The sequence below is a fragment of the Psychromonas sp. MB-3u-54 genome, from assembly GCF_002836415.1.
Taxonomy (GTDB): domain Bacteria; phylum Pseudomonadota; class Gammaproteobacteria; order Enterobacterales; family Psychromonadaceae; genus Psychromonas.
Genome location: NZ_PJBP01000165.1, coordinates 20,344 through 38,993 on the forward strand (window position 1 = coordinate 20,344; position 18,650 = coordinate 38,993).

An 18,650-nucleotide genomic window follows, 5' to 3' on the forward strand; every position below is an offset into this window, starting at 1 on the left:
GCAGTACATAAAAAAGGAGAACTTGGTTCTCCTTTTTTTATATTCAAGCTAGCCAGGTATAAAAATCAATTCTAAGGTTTAACACCTATAGTGTCGGGTTGTTCGGGTAGTTTAATTTTAATATGGACAAGGCATTCATTTTAGGCTCTTCAATACCTAATGCCTCATAAGCTGTAATCATGATCTCCAGCGCTTGTTCAACAGCTGGCGTATCAGGGTAATTATTTAACACTATTTTGCAACGGTTAACGGCGGCAATATAAGCTTCACGTTTCAGATACCACTGTGCAATCCCAATTTCATAGCGTGCTAAACGATCTTTTAGATCTATTATTCTTTGTTGTGCATCGACAGCATATTCACTATTTGGGTAATATTTGATAATTCTTGATAAGTCTTTGAAGGCTTGGATTGCATTGTTTGGATCTCTGTTGTAACGATCAATACCAAACAAGTCTTGAAAAAATTGCTGATCCGCGCCGATATAGGTTAAACCACGCATATAATAAATATAATCAAGATCGGCATGGGTTGGGTTCAGGCGAAGAAACCTGTCAATGTTGGCCAGTGCAAATGCTGTTTCACCACGTTTGTAATAAGCGTAAATAAGATCCAATTGGACCTGATCTGAATGTGGACCAAAGGGGTAACGGGTATCCAAAGCCTCTAAAATATCAGATGCTTTTTCAAAGCTTGCAGACTCTAATGCTTGTTTTGCTTGTTCATAAAGTACCACGGGCGGTTTATCACCCACTTTAGGTTTTTCAGCTTTTTTAGATGAACAGCCGGTGCTTAATAAAACAATCATAAGAGAGGAGGTTATTAGTCTGAGGATCTTTTTCATAAGTGTTATAATGCCAGTGCAGATAAAGGGACAGTATCTTCTATCAACCCATAAAAGAAAAGTTAAAAAAGATAAAATGTGACTGTATCACAGCTAAATGAATTTTATTTATAACGGTTTGATTAAATTACTCCCATTAAGGGAAAAGAATTAATCCATTTGCTATCAAACAATAGTGTAGAAAAAGAGAACAATATATGAGTCAAGAGTTAAACCTTACCGCAGAAGTCACTGATCAACAACTCGGCTTTCGATTGGATCAGGCAATAGCGTCACTATTCCCTGACTATTCGCGTACGCGGGTTAAAGAATGGATTTTGGCTGATATGGTCAAACTTGATGGCGAAGTCATTAATCGTCCTCGCGAAAAAGTTTATACCGGGCAAACGGTAGAAGTTCAAGCCGTACTCGAAGATGAAGTGGTTTTTAAAGCGCAAAAGATTGCATTAGAGATCGTCTATGAAGATGATGATATTTTAGTGATTAACAAACCGGCTGGTTTAGTCGTGCATCCGGGTGCAGGTAACCCCGATGGTACTGTCCTAAATGCATTGCTGCATCATTTTCCGAAAATTGTTGAAGTACCTCGAGCGGGTATTGTGCATCGTTTAGATAAAGACACAACCGGACTGATGGTTGTTGCTAAAACAGTGCCGGCACAAACGCATTTAGTGACCAGTTTGCAAGCGCGGGAAATCACCCGTGAGTACGAAGCAATTGCCATGGGAGGCTTTACGGCTGGTGGACTTGTCGATGCTCCGATTGGGCGAGATAAAGTACACCGAGTTAAAATGGCGGTTAATTCAACGGGCGGTAAACATGCCCTGACCCATTATCGAGTCTCTGAGAAGTATCGTGCCCATACAAGGTTGCGCTTACGCCTTGAAACCGGTCGTACTCACCAAATTCGTGTCCATATGATGCATATTGGTCATGTACTGGCAGGTGATCCGGTTTATGGTGGTCGTCCTCGTCCGCCTAAAGGTGCTTCGGAGGCGTTATTGACAACGTTACGTGCTTTTAGACGCCAGGCATTACATGCAACTATGTTACGTTTAGCACACCCTATCACCGGTGAAATAATGGAATGGCATGCGCCGCTGCCGGCTGATATGGCTGAATTAGCAGAAGCGTTACGCCAGGATATGATTCTGCACGGTGGCTAATAACAGAAGCATTACGCCAAAATATGATTCACATATCGAGGCTAATAAGCACCATGATGTGCAGTTGCTAAAACCAAACTGGTCTGCTCCTGCACATATCCAGGCCTTTTCCAGCACCCGCCTTGGGGGCTATAGTTCGGAGCCTTATTCTGGGCTGAATTTAGGTTTGCATGTTGGCGATGATCCTCGAATTGTCGGCAAAAACCGCAGCACCTTAGTCAATACTTTATCCTTACCCGGTGAACTTTGCTGGTTAAATCAGACTCACAGTACTATTTTACTCAAACTTGATGAAAACACGGTAAGTAGCATGACGGGTGATGCAGCATGGAGTCGTTGCAACAATATTCCCTGTATCATCATGACGGCTGATTGTTTACCGCTGCTTATTACCGATAAGCTGGGCACTTTTGTTGCTGCTATTCATGCCGGCTGGCGGGGGTTATGTGATGGTATTATTGAAAAATCAATTAACACTATTTGTGAACAGTTAACCATCAATGCAAATGATTTACTGGTTTGGTTAGGACCCTGTATTGGCAAAAGTGCTTTTGAAGTCGGTAGTGAGGTACGGGCTGCCTTTATTGCTGAAAACGAACAAGCTAAATTAGCCTTTAGCGCTTTCGGCGATCGCTGGTTGGCTGATTTACAGCAGTTGGCGCGTTTACGTTTAGCCCCTTTTAATGTCTTTGAAATCACGGCCAGTGATTATTGCACTTTTAACCGAACCGACCTTTTTTATTCCTATCGTCACGATGGTGTCACGGGGCGAATGGCCAGCTTAATCTGGATTAATAAGCCCACAAAATAGTCGCGCTCTTCACAATGCATTATTTTTATTAAAAACTGCCGCTGTTTTATCTTTCTCCTTGAAATTGTCTAATTAACCACCATTCTTTATTTATCTAAATATTATTTGTGAAGGTTTCCCTATGCGTATGGCAGCTGATTCTTAATTGCTGACCCAGGCAAATACTTCGGCTCTTCACAAAGCATAATTTTTATTAAAAACTGCCGCTGTTTTATCTTTCTCCTTGAAATTGTCTAATTAACCACCATTCTTTATTTATCTAAATATTATTTGTGAAGGTTTCCCTATGCGTATGGCAAGCTGATTCTTAATTGCTGACCCAGACAAATACTTCGGCTCTTCACAATGCATTATTTTTATTAAAAACTGCCGCTGTTTTATCTTTCCTCCTTGAAATTGTTTAATTAAACGCCATTATTTATGTATATATTATTATTGAGGGTTTCCCTATGCGCATGGATAAATTAACCAGTAAGTTTCAACTAGCGATTGCCGATGCACAATCCTTAGCACTCGGGCGTGATAACCAATATATCGAACCCATTCATCTTATGCTTGCTCTCCTCAATCAAGACGGTGGGTCACTGCGGCCAATATTCGCAGATTTGGAGGTCGATCTTAGTGCATTACGTTCACAACTTTCCAGCGAACTAGATCGCCTTCCAAAAGTCGCCGGCGTCGGTGGTGATCTTCAGGTATCTGCTCAACTCAATACGCTGTTTAATCTGTGCGATAAATATGTCCAAAAATCCCAGGATAAATTTATTTCTTCGGAGATTTTTTTAGTCGCAGCTTGTGAAGATAAGGGGCGTTTAGGTGACATTTTAAAAAAATTCGCTTTGAACAAACAAAAAGTTGAAAAATCGATTCAAAAAATTCGTCAGGGCCAAAACGTCACGGATCAGGATGGTGAGGGACAAGAGAAAGCCTTAGCTAAATATACTATTGATTTAACCGAGCAGGCTGAACAGGGCAGGCTGGATCCGGTCATTGGCCGCGATGATGAAGTGCGCCGTATGATTCAAGTACTGCAGCGCCGGACTAAAAATAATCCAGTTATTATCGGTGAGCCGGGTGTGGGTAAAACGGCCATTGTTGAAGGTCTGGCTCAACGTATTATTAATGGCGAAGTACCGGAAGGATTAAAAAATAAACGCGTACTGTCACTGGATATGGGCGCATTGATTGCCGGAGCAAAATACCGTGGTGAATTTGAAGAAAGATTAAAAGCAGTATTAAGCGAGCTATCCAAAGAAGAGGGCAAAATCATCCTCTTTATTGATGAGTTGCATACTATGGTGGGCGCGGGTAAAGCGGATGGCGCAATGGATGCGGGTAATATGCTAAAACCGGCGCTGGCACGGGGAGACCTGCACTGTGTTGGAGCAACGACCCTGGATGAATACCGAAAATATATTGAAAAAGATGCCGCCCTGGAACGTCGTTTCCAAAAAGTCCTGGTCGATGAACCAACCGTTGAAGATACTATTGCCATTTTGCGTGGTTTAAAAGAGCGTTATGAACTCCATCATAAGGTCGAAATTACCGATCCTGCCATTGTTGCGGCAGCGACACTTTCGCACCGTTATATTGCGGATCGCCAGCTACCCGATAAAGCAATTGACCTGATTGATGAAGCCGCATCAAGCATTCGTCTGCAGATGGATTCTAAGCCCGAAGAGTTAGATAAATTAGAGCGGAAAATCATTCAGTTAAAATTAGAACAAAAGGCGCTGCAAAACGACACAGATGAAGCCAGTGTTAAACGTCTGGCTGATTTAGAAAGCGCGCTTGCGGAAAAAGAACAAGCCTATTTGGTCTTAGATAAAGTGTGGCGTGCTGAAAAAGCGGCTCAGTCAGGTACCCAGAATATTAAACAATCCATCGAACAGGCACGTTTAGATCTTGAAGTTGCCAGCCGGGCACTGGATTTAACCCGTATGTCTGAATTGCAGTACGGCATAATACCGGCATTGGAAAAACAGCTGGCGGAAGCTGCACAAGCTGAAATGCAGGAGATGACCCTGCTAAAACATGCGGTGACCGAAAATGAAATTGCTGAAATTCTTGCTCATTGGACGGGGATTCCGGTGGCTAAAATGCTTGAAGGAGAGCGTGATAAACTCCTAAAAATGGAAACGCATCTGCATAGCAGAGTAATAGGTCAAAACGAAGCCATTGATGCGATTGCTAATGCGATTCGCCGCAGCCGGGCGGGGTTAAGCGATCCCAATCGTCCGATCGGCTCTTTCCTCTTTTTAGGTCCGACGGGGGTGGGTAAAACTGAATCCTGTAAAGCATTAGCTAATTTCCTGTTTGACAGTGAAGATAATATGGTGCGCATTGATATGTCTGAGTTTATGGAAAAATTTTCAGTGTCGCGCTTAGTGGGCGCACCTCCCGGATACGTAGGCTATGAAGAGGGCGGATATTTAACGGAGGCTGTACGCCGCAAACCTTATTCAGTGATTTTATTAGATGAGATAGAGAAAGCCCACCCGGATGTGTTTAATATTTTATTGCAGGTCTTAGATGACGGACGTTTAACCGATGGGCAAGGGCGTACCGTTAGTTTCCGTAATACAGTCATTATTATGACCTCAAATATCGGCTCTGATATTATTCAGGAGCAGTTTGATAAAGTCAGCTATGAAGAAATTAAATCTCATCTGTTGGATATTTTAGCGCAGCAATTTAAACCTGAATTTTTAAATCGAATAGATGAGACCGTGGTTTTCCATCCATTAGGCAGGGAGCACATTAAATCTATTGCAGAGATTCAATTACAATCTTTGCAAAAACGCCTTACGGATAAAGATTACCAGGTCACTTTTACTGACCAGGCTATCCAATTGTTAGTGGACGCGGGTTATGATCCCGTTTATGGCGCAAGACCTTTAAAACGTGCTATTCAGCAATTGCTGGAAAACTCATTAGCGCAGGATATCCTCTCCGGGCGTCTGCAAACGGGTAAAGAGATACAGGCGGAGGTTAAAGACGGAAAAATTGAATTTGTGCAATAAATAGCGCAGGAATATTCAACTTGAAGTACATAGAAAGCCACCGATAATTTAATTAGCGGTGGCTTTCTACTTTATGCGTATAACTTAAAAAGGTACAGGGTAGGTTTTAAAGACAGACTCTATATCAATTAAAGCCTGCTCGTTTAAGGGCATTGAAAATGCCTTAATATCGTCCTGTAATTGGCTAATATTTGTTGCCCCAATAATCGTTGAGGTGACACCATCAACTTGATTGCACCAAGCTAAGGCTAATTGAGCGGGTGTAAAGCCGTTTTGGTTAGCTATCTCTGCATAGGCCGCAATTGCTTTTTGTGCCGCCAGCGTATCGCGGAATAAACCATTACGCTGCGCTAATGTCCAGCGACTGCCCTGTGGACGGGCACCATTGAGATACTTACCGCTTAACATGCCCCCCGCAAGCGGTGACCAGGGTAAATAAGCGATATCTTCATGGATACAATTTTCTATTAAATAAGGCCAGTCTTTGGCGTGCAGCAGGCTAAATTCATTTTGAATTGAAACCATTCTCGGCAAATCGTGTTTTTCGCTTAATTTAAGATAGGTATTAATGCCCCAGGGGGTATCGTCGGATAATCCGCAATGACGTATTTTCCCGGCTTTTACGCAGCGGTTAAGTCCTTGTAAAATATCTAACATTTGCGCAGTTTGATCCTGAGCATTAACCTCACTGAAGGTTAATTGATTTGGCCAGTGTTTGTTAAAATGAGGAGAAGTTCGATTTGGCCAATGCAGCTGATAAAGATCAATATAATCCGTCTGTAAACGTTTCAGTGAAGCATCTACGGCTTCCACAACGGCATCACCCGTAATAGGTCCGCCATCACGCACCCAAGGCAAACCGGCGCCGGCTATTTTGGTGGCAATGATCACATCTTTACGCCGCGTTTTATTTTCTGCCACCCAATTGCCTATGATGCTTTCTGTTTTTCCATAGGTATCTTTTGATGGCGGGACGGCATACATTTCAGCCGTATCAATAAAGTTAATACCCTGGCTAATGGCATAGTCTATTTGCTGATTTGCATCCTGTTGATTATTTTGTAATCCCCAAGTCATCGATCCCAAACAGACTTTTGATATTGGAAGTCCACTGCTTCCCAACGTTGTAAACTCCATACTGATTCCTTAAATAGATTTGAATATCATAAGCTAAAATAAATTATATTAATTGTAGTCAATAACAGTATGCAAATATTACACTGTTTAAATTACTTGCGAAGTAAAGCTACTCTATCTAAATTAATAAAACGCACAAGTTTTAATGTTTTTTGAATATTAATAAAACTGCCAATGGGGAAGCCGCAGCTCAAGATTCGCCAATAGTCACTAATATTAGTCTTGCACAAGCTGATCTGAATAAAAATTAAAACGACTGTTTTTACGCTGGTGGGCATTCTAAAAACAGCCGTTTTGCGTCCTTAAGAACAGTTTTTTATGCTCATGAGACAGCAGTAGAGTGATATAGTGATGCTATCAACTGATCCGCCATGGCAGGGAAAATATGTTAGATGCAATTTGTAATTATGATCCTGACAATCCTAAAACCTATTCTATTTTTGAGTTTAAGATCTTAGCTGCGAGTGAGCTTGATAAATTACGTCATTTTTTAATCTGCCCTGTCTGTCAACAAAAAGCCTACTTTCGAAAAGCCTCCATTGATGGCAGGCAAGCTTGTTTCGGCTCCCGTTATCATAAAATTGATTGTGCCGAATTTAACCCCTCAGTGCGTAAAGAAGAGGAGGAAAAACAAATGCTTGAAGTCGAAAAAGTACTGCTTGAAAGCGATTCCTTAGTGATTGATTTTAGTGCACCGCTTGTTAAAGCTAAAAAGACACCAGAAAAAATATCGATGAGCCATAAAACCAGCCCCGACAAAGTAATTAATACACAGCCGGAAGAAGTTAAGGACGTTGCTAAATCAGAGCCAAAAGTGAGCAAACAGGGGTTAAAAAAACTGCTGATAAGTTTATTGCGCGGTAGTTCACTGGCGGATTCTGACCTTTGGATTTATACCAGCGAAAAACATAAATGGCGTGCTAAAAACCTGTTTGTTAATATTAAGAATGCGCAGCCCACGGATAATGGCGCTCCGCGTATGTATTGGGGCACTCTTTCTCATGCGGATAAAAGCTTAAATTGGCTTAATCCTGCGGAAAATTCCAGTGTTGCTTTACCCATTGCAAAGTATCGGGATGATTTTTTAAGCCGTTTTGATATTAAGAAGGCAGTTGATCTGGAAGGGGCCGGTTTTATTCTATTTGGAAAATGTGTTTTAAGTAAGGACAAAAAACGTCGCTTTATTCATTTATGGGGTAATGACCTGCAGTATCTGTATTTATTAAAAAATTAAGCTAATCATGTCATTCCATAATAACAAAAAAAGGGCACTAGGCCCTTTTTTTATTCCCGGTTTTACGTGGGAGATTATTTCATATTAAGCTGACACAACACCCTGGCTATTAAGGTATTCACTGTAGGTGCCGTGGAAATCAATAATTTTATCTGCTTTAATTTCGATAATACGCGTTGCTAATGAAGACACAAATTCACGGTCATGGCTTACAAACAGAAGTGTTCCTGCATAGTTTTCAAGCGCTAAGTTTAATGATTCAATAGATTCCATGTCCAAGTGATTGGTTGGTTCATCCATTAACAGTATGTTGGGTAAGTCCATCATTAACTTACCAAATAACATTCTGCCCTGCTCACCACCGGAAATGATTTTCACTGATTTGCCGATGTCGTTTGAGCCAAACAGTAAACGCCCTAATGTACCGCGGATAGATTGTTCGTCATCGCCGGGTTTCATCCATTGACTCATCCATTCCATTAAGGTTTGGTCTTTTTCAAAAGCGTAAGCATGATCCTGCGCGTAATAACCTAAGTGAGCATTTTCAGACCACTTAAACTGACCTGAATCTAATTGAGTGTGGTCCATTAAAGTGCGTAATAAAGTTGTTTTACCTACGCCATTTTGGCCAATAATAGCAATACGTTCGCCAACTTCAACCATCAGGTTAAAGTCTTTAAACAGGACTTTATCAAAAGCTTTACTCGCATTGGTGACTTCCAGTGCAGTACGGAACAGTTTTTTCTCCTGTTTGAAAACAATATAAGGATTAACCCGACTTGATGGTTTAACTTCATCCAGTACGATTTTATCCATTTGTTTTGCACGAGAGGTGGCTTGTTTGGCTTTTGATGCATTGGCAGAGAAACGGCTAACAAAATCCTGCAGTTCAGAAAGCTGCGCTTTTTTCTTGGCATTATCGGATAGCAGACGTTCGCGGACCTGTGTTGCTGCGGTCATGTATTCATCATAGTTGCCGGAATATAAACGCAGTTCACCGTAATCAATATCGGCCATATGAGAACAAACTGAGTTTAAGAAATGACGGTCATGGGAGATGATAACCATAGTACATTGACGTGCTTTTAACTCGTCTTCCAACCAGCGAATAGTATCAATGTCCAAGTTATTGGTCGGCTCATCCAGTAACATTATTTCTGGATTTGAGAATAATACCTGTGCGAGCAGGACTCGCAGTTTCCAACCCGGAGCCACTTCCGACATTAAGCCGTAGTGCAGATCCAGCGGGATACCAACGCTTAATAATAATTCTCCGGCGCGGGCGTCGGCAGTGTAACCGTCCATTTCGGCGAATTCAGTTTCAAGATTAGCAACTTTCATGCCGTCTTCTTCGCTCATTTCAGGAAGACTGTAGATGCGATTACGTTCAGCCATCACAGCCCACATCTCTTTGTGACCCATTAATACGGTATCAAGTACAGAGAATTCTTCGAAAGCGAACTGGTCTTGGTGCAGTTTTGCAATACGTTCGTTAGGATCTTTGGCAACATTACCGGCACTTGGCTCAAGATCGCCGGTTAAAATTTTCATGAAAGTTGATTTACCACAACCGTTGGCACCAATAAGGCCATAACGGTTACCATTACCAAATTTAACTGAGATATTTTCAAATAAAGGTTTTGCACCAAACTGCATGGTGATGTTGTTCGTACTTAACAAGGCGATTTTCCTAATTCAAGGCGACGTTTATTTGTAAACCCCGCTATGTTTGTATGGTTTGTGTTAGGGCTGTTAACCCTACAATTATATAGTGATACCATTATACAGAAAATGTGAGGTTAATCACGTCGCATTTGTACGAATTTCACACATTAATTTGCCAACTGGGTTGTAGCACTTAATCTAGGCTTACTGTAAGCTACGCCCTTTTCCAGCTTTCCAACCAAGAGATTAATTATGAGCTTTGATGTATTAGGTTTACCCGATTCGCTGCTTAAGGCGGTCAAAGAGCAAGGTTATACAGAACCTTCGCCGATTCAAGCTCAGGCCATTCCCGCCATATTAGAAGGTAAGGATGTGATGGCTGCAGCACAAACGGGGACAGGTAAAACCGCTGGTTTCACGCTGCCGTTATTAACCCTGTTAGAAAAAGGTAACCGTCCAAAATCAAATCAGGTGCGCGCATTGGTGTTGACACCAACGCGTGAGCTGGCAGCTCAAGTTCATGCCAGCGTCGCGACTTACGGTAAAAATATGCCGTTACGCAGCGCAGTGGTCTTTGGCGGGGTAAAAATTAATCCGCAAATGCAAATTCTGCGTCAGGGTGTTGATGTATTAGTGGCGACCCCGGGTCGTTTAATCGATCTTTACAACCAGAATGCAGTCAGCTTTAAACAATTAGAAGTCTTAATATTAGATGAAGCTGACCGTATGCTGGATATGGGATTTATTCACGACATCAAACGTATTTTGGCCGTATTGCCGAAACAACGTCAGAACTTACTGTTCTCTGCAACTTTCTCTCCCGATATTCGCCGGCTGGCAAAAGGGCTAGTCAATAACCCCGTTGAAATTTCAGTTAGCCCGCGTAATACCACCGCAGAAAATGTCACTCAGACCGTTTATGAAGTTGATAAAACTAAAAAATCGATTGTCCTAAGCACCCTGATAAAAGAAAATGATTGGCAGCAGGTATTAGTTTTTGTAAAAACAAAACATGGCGCTAACCGCTTAGTCAAAAGCCTGGAAGGACGTGGTATTACTGCTGCTGCTATTCATGGTAATAAAAGCCAGGCTGCCCGCACTAGGGCTTTAGCCGGATTTAAAGAAGGTCAGGTACGCGCGTTAGTGGCCACGGATATTGCCGCGCGTGGTATCGATATTGACCAGTTACCGCAGGTTGTGAATTTTGATTTACCCCATGTGTCAGAAGATTATGTCCATCGAATCGGCCGTACGGGTCGTGCGGGTAACGAGGGACAGGCGCTCTCCTTAGTGTGCAATGAAGAGTTTAAATTGCTTAAAGACATTGAAAAATTAATTAAAAAAGTGCTTCCGCGTAAAATTCTCGCAGGTTTTGAACCGGGAGAGCCGTTGCCGCCTTCAGTTTTAGATGGTCGTGACCCTAAACCTCAAAAGCCGAAAAAACCACATTCGGATCACCGTGATGGTCAACGCTCTGCAGCCAATACAGCAGCTAATAAAAAACATCGTTCAGCCCGCGGAAATTTTGTTGGCGGGAAATAGTGTCTGCTAAGCTGACAAATTAGTTTGATAAAAAACCTTAACTAATTATTTTAATTAAGGTTTTTTTTTGCCTTTTTTTCAGTCTGCCGGGCAATAACTCAATAAGGTAAAGACATACGTGAATAAAATTGCTGTATTTGCCGATGTGCAAAATATTTACTACACCACCCGCCAGGCCTATGGAAAACAGTTTAACTATCGCAAATTATGGCAACAGCTTGAGCAGCAGGGGGATATTGTCAGCGCTTATGCCTACGCTATTGAGCGTGGGGATAACCAGCAGAAAAAATTTCAAGATGTCTTAATGCACTTAGGTTTTGAGGTGAAACTTAAACCTTTTATTCAGCGCAGTGATGGCTCTGCCAAAGGCGATTGGGATGTGGGTATTACCATCGATATTATGGAAATAGCGGCGCAGGTAGATACTGTTATTTTACTTTCCGGTGATGGTGATTTTGCGATTTTATTTGATAAAGTGAAACAGGCTTATGGTGTTAAAACGGAGGCTTATGGCGTGCCTAAATTAACAGCCAAAGCATTGATTGACGCATCGACACTATTTCACCCGATTGAGGGGGATCTGTTATTGTAGGAAGCAGACACATAACGACCCACCTGACCGTTAAATCCTGCCCTTATCCGCTAACGATAATTGTGCTTGTTTAACCTGCAAGCGTATTGATTAATCAAAGTACAATAGGGCAAATAAAAGCAGTAATTATTTCGTTCTGCCGACAAATTTAGTAGAGTTAATTTTTTTATTATTCAAAAGGGTTTTATTGTGTCAAAAATCATTCTTCTCGTACTTTTTTTAGTCGCTGCATTTTTTGTTTTTCAAAGCATAAATGCAGGTAAAAATACGCCGGAAAATATTCAACTAGGAGCAGACTTTCTAGCTGCAAACGAAGCACAAGATGGCGTTTTCAGCACCGCTTCGGGCTTGCAGTATAAAGTATTAGAGAAAGGCGCTGGCGAGGTTCATCCAACGGCTGATAGCAAGGTAAAAGTGCATTACCATGGCACCTTAATAGACGGCACTGTTTTTGATAGTTCGGTGGAGCGTGGCACGCCAATCTCATTCGGGTTGAATCAAGTTATTCCCGGCTGGACCGAGGGAGTGCAGTTGATGGTCGAAGGTGATAAATTCCGTTTTTATATTCCCAGTCGTTTAGCTTATGGTAAGCGTGCTACGGGGAAAATCCCAGCGGGCTCTTTGTTGATTTTTGATGTTGAGTTAATTGCGATTAACTAATTTTAAATATAACTTCGACAATCTAAAACGGTCACTATTATCTTATCAAGGTGACCGTTTTATTAATGCAGAAAACTATTTAAAACTATTCACAGGGTGGGCCCCTGTGAATCATCGCTAACCCGCCCAGTGATGTTTCCCGGTAGTTTCTGTGCATATCTTTGCCTGTCTGATACATAGTCTCAATAACATTATCTAAAGAGATAATTGATTTGCTGTTGCGTTTTAATGCCATACGGGACGCATTAATGGCTTTCATTGCCCCCATTGCATTACGTTCAATGCAGGGGATCTGTACTAAACCACCCACCGGATCGCAGGTCATGCCCAGCGAATGTTCCATGGCAATTTCAGCTGCCATGCAGATTTGCTCATTACTGCCGCCTCGAATAGCCGTTAAACCCGCTGCCGCCATCGATGATGAAACACCTATTTCGCCCTGACAGCCGACCTCGGCACCAGAAATTGAGGCATTCATTTTATAAAGCACGCCGATCGCCGCTGATACACCGAGGAAGTCTTTTAATTGTTTGGTATCTAATTCATGGATAAATCTATGGTAGTAGGTTAAGACCGCTGGAATAACACCCGCAGCACCGTTGGTTGGCGATGTAACCACCTGACCGCCGGCTGCATTTTCTTCACTGACGGCGAAAGCAAAGAGGTTAACCCAATCAATAATAGTCATCGGATCGTGATCCGTTGCCTGGTTCGCTTCCAGTGTTTTTAATAACGCCGGTGCACGCCGTGTGACGTTTAATCCTCCGTCAAGTATGCCTTCGGTTTGCAAACCGCGTTGTAAACACAAACACATTACTTTCCAAAGTTGATCGGTTTTTTGATCTATCTCTTTTTGGCTGCGAAAAGCTAATTCATTTTTCTGTACTAAGCCGCCAATACTTAAACCTTGTTGCTCCGCTTTGTTTAATAGCTCCTGCGCAGAATGAAATTCAAAAGGCAGTTTAATTTTATTTGGTGCGTCACCACTGGCGAGTTCTGCTGCTGTTTTAATAAATCCGCCACCAATAGAATAATAGGTTTCACTGCAAATAATGGCCCCATTAATATCAAAAGCACTAATAGACATACCATTCTCGTGCAGAGGCAGATTCTCAAAATGGAATTTAATTTGTTCCTCAGGATCAAAGTCGATTATTTTTTCATTCGAAAGAGGCAATTTTAATGTTTTTTTCACCTGTTCAATAAGTTGATTCGCACTTTTTATTTTAATCGTTTCTGGCTGAAATCCTAACAAACCTAATAATACGGCCTTGTCGGTATGGTGCCCTTTACCCGTCAGTGCTAAAGATCCGAACAGATCAACCTTGATTTCATTTACGGAAGGCAGACTATTTTTGATCAATAAAGTAAACTGATAACCTGCAATCATTGGACCGTTAGTGTGTGAACTTGATGGGCCAATACCGATTTTATAGATGTCAAAAATTGAAAGCATGGAAGATTCCTATTTATTGTCGCGTAAAAAAGTTATTTTGTAGTAAATTACAATGTGCCTTCAATATGCATTAAAGGGTATATAATAGCGAATCTATTTTAATGATACGCCCGTAAAAACCTTTATTTTTCTCATTTTAGCGGTACAGATAATGACCTTCGCACAAGTTTAGAATCTCTGTAACGGATAAAATTCACTTTGTATTTCTAATATTTAACTTATATAGCTTGATTTTAACGGCTATAATATGACTTTAAATACTTGACATTTACGTAGTTATCACGTAGAAGTAATGCCAGTTAAATTACCTTAGGGAAGGTCTTGAATGAAATTTCCTTCTTATTTTTGCTTTTTATCTATGTAATATTAGTCACATTTTAACCCTTTAAATTATAACGTGGTATCCAATAAAATGAGACTGAAGGCCGTCATCCTTATACCTAAACTACGTTAAAAGACAGAGTCCTATGTTGTGAAGTAACCTAACTTAAGATGGCTTATTTTTTATAATAAAAATCAGTGCATCGTTGTTTTTTGTAATTTCTTATGCACTTTAAGTGATTTTCTCTCGGGCGAAGATAATGAAATCCGCAACCTTTTAATAGAATATAACTATTATTTGCAGACTTCAGCATGATTGTTTTTTCGGAATAGATGTAAATTAACATCCGAAATAGCGTAATTTAAAGCACCTCTTTAATATGACAGAATGGTTTATTTTATGAAAAAAAAGAAAGGTTTTACCTTCATTGAATTACTGATTGTAATCGCGATTATCGGGATGTTGACTGCTATCGCTTTCCCTTCTTACCAAGAGCATATCCGCACCGCTAACCGAACTGTTGCACAACTCACGTTGACCAAACTGGCACAACAGTTTGAACGAACCAGTGCGCGTCAAGGCAAATATCCGGAGGGCGATGATGCGGATGAGATTATAGACGCAACAGATCCTCCTGATAGTTATACTCTTTCAGTAGTGAGTGATGCTGACGCAGGTACTTTTACGATCACCGCTACGCCTATTGCCGGATCCGTAAATGATGGTGATAAATGCGGGGACTTAAGTATAAATCAAGCGCAACAAACTACTCCTGCATCTAGTGATTGCTGGAATTAAGATGAGATTTTATTCAATAAAAAACTCACAAGGTATGACTTTACTGGAATTGTTAATCGTTCTTGCGATCATTATTATTCTAGCCTCAGTCGGCATCCCTAGCTATCAGACATTTATAGCCAATGAGCGTTTTGCCATCGCCAGCAATGAACTGTACAACGCCTACCGCTTTGCGCGCAATGAAGCGATAAAAACATCGAGTTCAATGACCTTGAAGCCAAAAACTGGGGGATGGGTCAATGGCTGGCAGGTGATTGATAACAGCGACACTGTGCTGTTGGTCAGCAAAAAACCCCATGACAGCATTACCGTCACTGGCGTTGCGGTGACTGTAGAGGGGATGGGTGCATTATCTGACGGTGGTGTAACATTTTCGATTACAGGACCCGGTGGAAAGATCAATTGTTTATCTGTGTTGTCCAGCGGACAAAGCCAATTAAAGCCAGAGGCCTGCTCATGAGAATATCTGAAAAAGGATTTACTCTATTTGAAGTGCTGGTGTCAATGTTTGTTACCGGCGTGGCGCTACTCGGGGTCGCACAGATGGAGGTGTATATTCTAAAATCATCGCAGTCGAGTTTTGACTATACGGTTGCAACTATCAGGGCAAATAGTTTTGTGGATGCGGTTTGGGCAGGCTGTTATACAGAGAGCGCATCCGCCAGTACCTATGGTGATATTCGCGCTGCTTGGTTAACTGAAATAAGTGCGGCGGGTATGACTACTTATGAGACTAAGCCCCCAGCAGCATATAATCAGGATATGACGGTGAAAATTAGCTGGACTGATCCGCGATTCGCGAACGATGCCGCTGCCAATAGTACCTTAACCTTAAGTGTGAGATTCCCTGATGACAGTTGTGGGGCTTAATAGAATGCAGACTAATAATTTTAACAAAAAAAAAGCGCAGCAGGGCGGATTTTCTCTACTTGAACTGCTGGTTGCTATGGTGATTAGTTTAATCCTGATTTTTGCCTGCACTACACTGTATAGCTCATTAAAAATCAGCATGACCACTGCTCAGGAGCTGGGAAAAGCGCAGGAGTCATTGCGGGGGGCATTTTATTTAATGTCACGTTCTGTTTATCAGGCTGAGAGTGTCAGTATTAACGGGGCAGGTGACCAACTAACAGTTACTTATAACCCTCCTCTGACCGGAGAGATATACAGTTGTTTGGGAAAGCCTATTTCTACTGCTGGTAGTACTAATACTTATTCCTCGAACGGTGCAGGATTATTTTGTGATGATGGTACTGGCGCGGAGCTGATTGCATTAGATATTAAAACCTTAAATTTCACAACAATTAACGATGCTAGCGGTACTATTAATGGTTTAACAGTGACAATGAAAATAGAGGGAATGCCTGCTTCGTTATTTGATGATGGCGGGCTGACGTTTACCTTAGCCCTACGGCAAAAAATATTATTGGATTTGGCTCTCTAATATTTTAAAAGAAGAATAGAAATATGAAAAAGAAAAAAGGTATTGCACTGGTACCTGTGCTTATCATCACTACTATTACCTCTACGCTGGCATTTTCACAACTCCATCATAATCGACTGCTGGAGCGGGTTGCGGGTAATCAACAAAAAGAAATCAGTGCGCGGCACGCTGCAGAAAAAGGTGTTTTTAGCGCTTTTGAATATATAAAATTTCAAAGTGAATATGGTACGTCAAATGATCAGATAATAGACAAACTGATTAAATCTAAAAAAGTGAATTTGTCTGCTAATGAGTCTTACTCCTTTCCTGCAGATAAGAATTTTTCCATACTTAGCGATACAACAGTTGTTACCGTGGTAAGTATGGGTGAATTTGGTGGTGCCACTGCTTATTTAAAAGCGGTAATCAAAACCCTTGATGCTCCAGGCGGCTTGGGAAAAGCTGTCTCATACTGCTCTATTAATTATTACTATCCGAACGAAGATAATACAGTGACAGCGTTAGCTAGCGGATACAGTGAATACTGCAGCGATGATCTTTACCATATATCCCCGTTTAAATCCTATGCTGCAATATCGGGTGCTGCGATAAATATAACCGCAAGCTCCACAGTAAATGGTGATCTCGCTGCACAAGCGGCAGTTGTTATAGGGGCTGATTCTGTAGTTCATAACATCTATGCAGGCGCTGCCGTTACCACAGGTGCTTGGTCTAACGTTGAAAATATCTTTTCAGGTGATGCCACGAGTCTCGGGGCTAACGCTATTGCCCAAAATATCCATGCCGGAGCCGCCATTAACGTAGGCGCCGAAGGTGATGTCCAGGCGGTCTATGCTGGCGCAGCCATCACTCTGGGCGCGGGCGCTTCGACGACTGGCGTTTTAACTGAGGATGCCAACGCAGATGACTATGCTGAAACGGGCGATATACATAATGCTGGTAATATGACAGACATGATAGCGCTGATAACGGACACACAGTCCGCTTTATCTGCCCTCGAGCCATCCCCTGAAAATGGACCATTATCTACCACTATGGAAACACGCACGTTAGCGCCTGGCGTATGGAAAGGCAGTGCCGTGACTATAGCTGCAAGCTCAACCATTACCTTTGATGCGGATGAGTCTACTGATAATGAGGACCACGTTTGGGTTATTAACCTTAGCGATGCGCTGACGGTTGGTGCGTTGACTAATTTCGAGATAATTGGTTTGAATGACACCGATACCGCTACTATCATTTGGAATGTAGGCGCTGCACTCACCATGGGTGCAGGCACCTCTTTTCGTGGCACCGCATTTGTAGGGGGCGCCGTTACCGCGGCGACTTCATCGGTTAGTTGTGGTCACTTGTATGCAACGGCCGCCATTGGTATCGGTAGCATTGGGGTAGACAGTGAAGGTGATGCAGTCAGTTGCGAAAATTCAGATGCTGTCTTCACTTATCTGGAGGCACTTGATTAATTAGCCGTAATTACGCACCGTAATACGTGCAATTTATCAGGGTAAATGGTCGGTTGTTATAGCCGGACCATTTTTTTGACCAATAAAAGTAATAAACAATAAAGCCATTAAATAGTTACTGGCGCGCAGTACCTGAATAGGTTTGTACTTTAGACAATTTAACACAACAACCATGCCACCCATTTTTCTACCGGTAAAGGCGGTCGCAATAGCGGCAGCGGAGACAGCTGCGCTAGTAGCGAGAACGGCAGCGGCGGCAATAGAGATAGCAGGGATAACAGATGCAGTGGAGAAAGCTAATTTAACCACTGAGGTAGCGGCAGCGTTCGTCGTGTTAACGGCGGCAATAGCGACAGCGGAGACAGCTGCGCTGGTAGCGAGTACGGCAGCGGCGACAGAAGTATTGAGAGTAGAAACGGCTACGGCGGTATTGGCAGCCGTAGCGGCTGCATTGTAATACTAAAATCACGCGAACATTTTTTAATCTTAAGCT

At 42.0% G+C, this 18,650-nt stretch carries 18 protein-coding genes; 13 read left to right on the plus strand and 5 right to left on the minus strand.

Annotated features, from left to right (window positions below; all coding sequences use genetic code 11):
• Positions 1-85 precede the first annotated feature (85 nt).
• A complete protein-coding gene (locus CXF72_RS12400) occupies positions 86-844 on the minus strand; it encodes an outer membrane protein assembly factor BamD (protein WP_101039325.1) in 759 nt (252 codons plus the stop codon).
• A gap of 197 nt (positions 845-1,041) precedes the next feature.
• On the opposite strand from CXF72_RS12400, the gene rluD reads away from it, so the two are divergent.
• The 3 genes from rluD to clpB all read left to right on the plus strand — a co-directional run bounded on the left by rluD (position 1,042) and on the right by clpB (position 5,844).
• A complete protein-coding gene (gene rluD / locus CXF72_RS12405; protein ID WP_101039326.1) occupies positions 1,042-2,010 on the plus strand; it encodes a 23S rRNA pseudouridine(1911/1915/1917) synthase RluD in 969 nt (322 codons plus the stop codon).
• Complete coding sequence (gene pgeF, locus CXF72_RS12410) at positions 2,003-2,821, plus strand: peptidoglycan editing factor PgeF (protein ID WP_332870229.1); 819 nt, start codon at positions 2,003-2,005, stop codon at positions 2,819-2,821. The genes rluD and pgeF overlap by 8 nt, the downstream gene beginning before the upstream one ends.
• A gap of 449 nt (positions 2,822-3,270) precedes the next feature.
• Positions 3,271-5,844: an ATP-dependent chaperone ClpB gene (gene clpB, locus CXF72_RS12415; RefSeq protein WP_101039327.1), complete on the plus strand. Its 2,574-nt coding sequence runs from the start codon at positions 3,271-3,273 to the stop codon at positions 5,842-5,844.
• An 84-nt stretch (positions 5,845-5,928) separates the two neighbouring features.
• Here clpB and CXF72_RS12420 read toward each other — a convergent pair whose 3' ends face one another.
• A complete protein-coding gene (locus tag CXF72_RS12420) occupies positions 5,929-6,981 on the minus strand; it encodes an aldo/keto reductase (protein ID WP_101039328.1) in 1,053 nt (350 codons plus the stop codon).
• Between the two features lie 385 nt (positions 6,982-7,366).
• Here CXF72_RS12420 and CXF72_RS12430 point away from each other — a divergent pair, with 385 nt between their 5' ends.
• Positions 7,367-8,215 (plus strand): hypothetical protein, encoded by an 849-nt coding sequence (locus CXF72_RS12430; protein WP_101039330.1) that lies wholly within the window; start codon positions 7,367-7,369, stop codon positions 8,213-8,215.
• Positions 8,216-8,299: 84 nt separating this feature from the next.
• On the opposite strand, the gene CXF72_RS12435 is transcribed toward CXF72_RS12430, so the two are convergent.
• Entirely contained in the window at positions 8,300-9,895 is a 1,596-nt protein-coding gene (locus tag CXF72_RS12435; RefSeq protein ID WP_101039331.1) for an ABC-F family ATPase, read from the minus strand.
• Positions 9,896-10,132: 237 nt separating this feature from the next.
• Between CXF72_RS12435 and CXF72_RS12440 the strand changes: the two genes are divergently transcribed.
• From CXF72_RS12440 to CXF72_RS12450, 3 genes are all read left to right on the plus strand, one after another.
• A complete protein-coding gene (locus CXF72_RS12440) occupies positions 10,133-11,422 on the plus strand; it encodes a DEAD/DEAH box helicase (RefSeq protein ID WP_101039332.1) in 1,290 nt (429 codons plus the stop codon).
• Between the two features lie 118 nt (positions 11,423-11,540).
• A complete protein-coding gene (locus CXF72_RS12445) occupies positions 11,541-12,014 on the plus strand; it encodes a LabA-like NYN domain-containing protein (protein WP_101039333.1) in 474 nt (157 codons plus the stop codon).
• Between the two features lie 189 nt (positions 12,015-12,203).
• Positions 12,204-12,674, plus strand: a complete 471-nt coding sequence (locus tag CXF72_RS12450; RefSeq protein WP_101039334.1) for an FKBP-type peptidyl-prolyl cis-trans isomerase — start codon at positions 12,204-12,206, stop codon at positions 12,672-12,674.
• A gap of 85 nt (positions 12,675-12,759) precedes the next feature.
• Here CXF72_RS12450 and CXF72_RS12455 read toward each other — a convergent pair whose 3' ends face one another.
• The gene (locus tag CXF72_RS12455; RefSeq protein ID WP_101039335.1) at positions 12,760-14,130 is read right to left on the minus strand and encodes an L-serine ammonia-lyase; all 1,371 of its coding nucleotides are present in this window, start codon (positions 14,128-14,130) and stop codon (positions 12,760-12,762) included.
• Positions 14,131-14,851: 721 nt separating this feature from the next.
• Between CXF72_RS12455 and CXF72_RS12460 the strand changes: the two genes are divergently transcribed.
• From CXF72_RS12460 to CXF72_RS12480, 5 genes are read left to right on the plus strand one after another with little or no spacing between them, the layout of a single operon-like run.
• Positions 14,852-15,250, plus strand: a complete 399-nt coding sequence (locus tag CXF72_RS12460; RefSeq protein WP_198552587.1) for a type IV pilin protein — start codon at positions 14,852-14,854, stop codon at positions 15,248-15,250.
• A gap of 1 nt (position 15,251) precedes the next feature.
• Positions 15,252-15,710, plus strand: coding sequence for a GspH/FimT family protein (locus CXF72_RS12465; protein ID WP_101039337.1), 459 nt, complete (start codon positions 15,252-15,254; stop codon positions 15,708-15,710).
• Positions 15,707-16,120, plus strand: coding sequence for a type IV pilus modification PilV family protein (locus CXF72_RS12470; protein WP_101039338.1), 414 nt, complete (start codon positions 15,707-15,709; stop codon positions 16,118-16,120). Before CXF72_RS12465 ends, CXF72_RS12470 begins: the two co-directional genes overlap by 4 nt.
• A 4-nt stretch (positions 16,121-16,124) precedes the next feature.
• Positions 16,125-16,694 (plus strand): PilW family protein, encoded by a 570-nt coding sequence (locus CXF72_RS12475; RefSeq protein ID WP_157823252.1) that lies wholly within the window; start codon positions 16,125-16,127, stop codon positions 16,692-16,694.
• 23 nt (positions 16,695-16,717) lie between these two features.
• Positions 16,718-18,157 carry an ice-binding family protein gene (locus tag CXF72_RS12480; protein ID WP_101039340.1) on the plus strand — a complete coding sequence of 480 codons (1,440 nt, stop codon included), beginning with the start codon at positions 16,718-16,720 and terminating at the stop codon, positions 18,155-18,157.
• 36 nt (positions 18,158-18,193) lie between these two features.
• On the opposite strand, the gene CXF72_RS19375 is transcribed toward CXF72_RS12480, so the two are convergent.
• Complete coding sequence (locus CXF72_RS19375; RefSeq protein ID WP_157823253.1) at positions 18,194-18,466, minus strand: hypothetical protein; 273 nt, start codon at positions 18,464-18,466, stop codon at positions 18,194-18,196.
• Here CXF72_RS19375 and CXF72_RS19380 point away from each other — a divergent pair.
• Positions 18,444-18,614: a hypothetical protein gene (locus CXF72_RS19380; protein WP_157823254.1), complete on the plus strand. Its 171-nt coding sequence runs from the start codon at positions 18,444-18,446 to the stop codon at positions 18,612-18,614. The genes CXF72_RS19375 and CXF72_RS19380 overlap by 23 nt on opposite strands.
• Positions 18,615-18,650: the final 36 nt, after the last annotated feature.

Bases quoted from the DNA above. Each gene is read 5' to 3' on its own strand.
- CXF72_RS12400 (WP_101039325.1), bottom strand. From the start codon at position 844: ATGAAAAAGATCCTCAGACTAATAACCTCCTCTCTTATGATTGTTTTA.
- rluD (WP_101039326.1), top strand. From the start codon at position 1,042: ATGAGTCAAGAGTTAAACCTTACCGCAGAAGTCACTGATCAACAACTC.
- clpB (WP_101039327.1), top strand. From the start codon at position 3,271: ATGCGCATGGATAAATTAACCAGTAAGTTTCAACTAGCGATTGCCGAT.
- CXF72_RS12420 (WP_101039328.1), bottom strand. From the start codon at position 6,981: ATGGAGTTTACAACGTTGGGAAGCAGTGGACTTCCAATATCAAAAGTC.
- CXF72_RS12430 (WP_101039330.1), top strand. From the start codon at position 7,367: ATGTTAGATGCAATTTGTAATTATGATCCTGACAATCCTAAAACCTAT.
- CXF72_RS12440 (WP_101039332.1), top strand. From the start codon at position 10,133: ATGAGCTTTGATGTATTAGGTTTACCCGATTCGCTGCTTAAGGCGGTC.
- CXF72_RS12455 (WP_101039335.1), bottom strand. From the start codon at position 14,130: ATGCTTTCAATTTTTGACATCTATAAAATCGGTATTGGCCCATCAAGT.
- CXF72_RS12460 (WP_198552587.1), top strand. From the start codon at position 14,852: ATGAAAAAAAAGAAAGGTTTTACCTTCATTGAATTACTGATTGTAATC.
- CXF72_RS12465 (WP_101039337.1), top strand. From the start codon at position 15,252: ATGAGATTTTATTCAATAAAAAACTCACAAGGTATGACTTTACTGGAA.
- CXF72_RS12470 (WP_101039338.1), top strand. From the start codon at position 15,707: ATGAGAATATCTGAAAAAGGATTTACTCTATTTGAAGTGCTGGTGTCA.
- CXF72_RS12475 (WP_157823252.1), top strand. From the start codon at position 16,125: ATGCAGACTAATAATTTTAACAAAAAAAAAGCGCAGCAGGGCGGATTT.
- CXF72_RS12480 (WP_101039340.1), top strand. From the start codon at position 16,718: ATGAAAAAGAAAAAAGGTATTGCACTGGTACCTGTGCTTATCATCACT.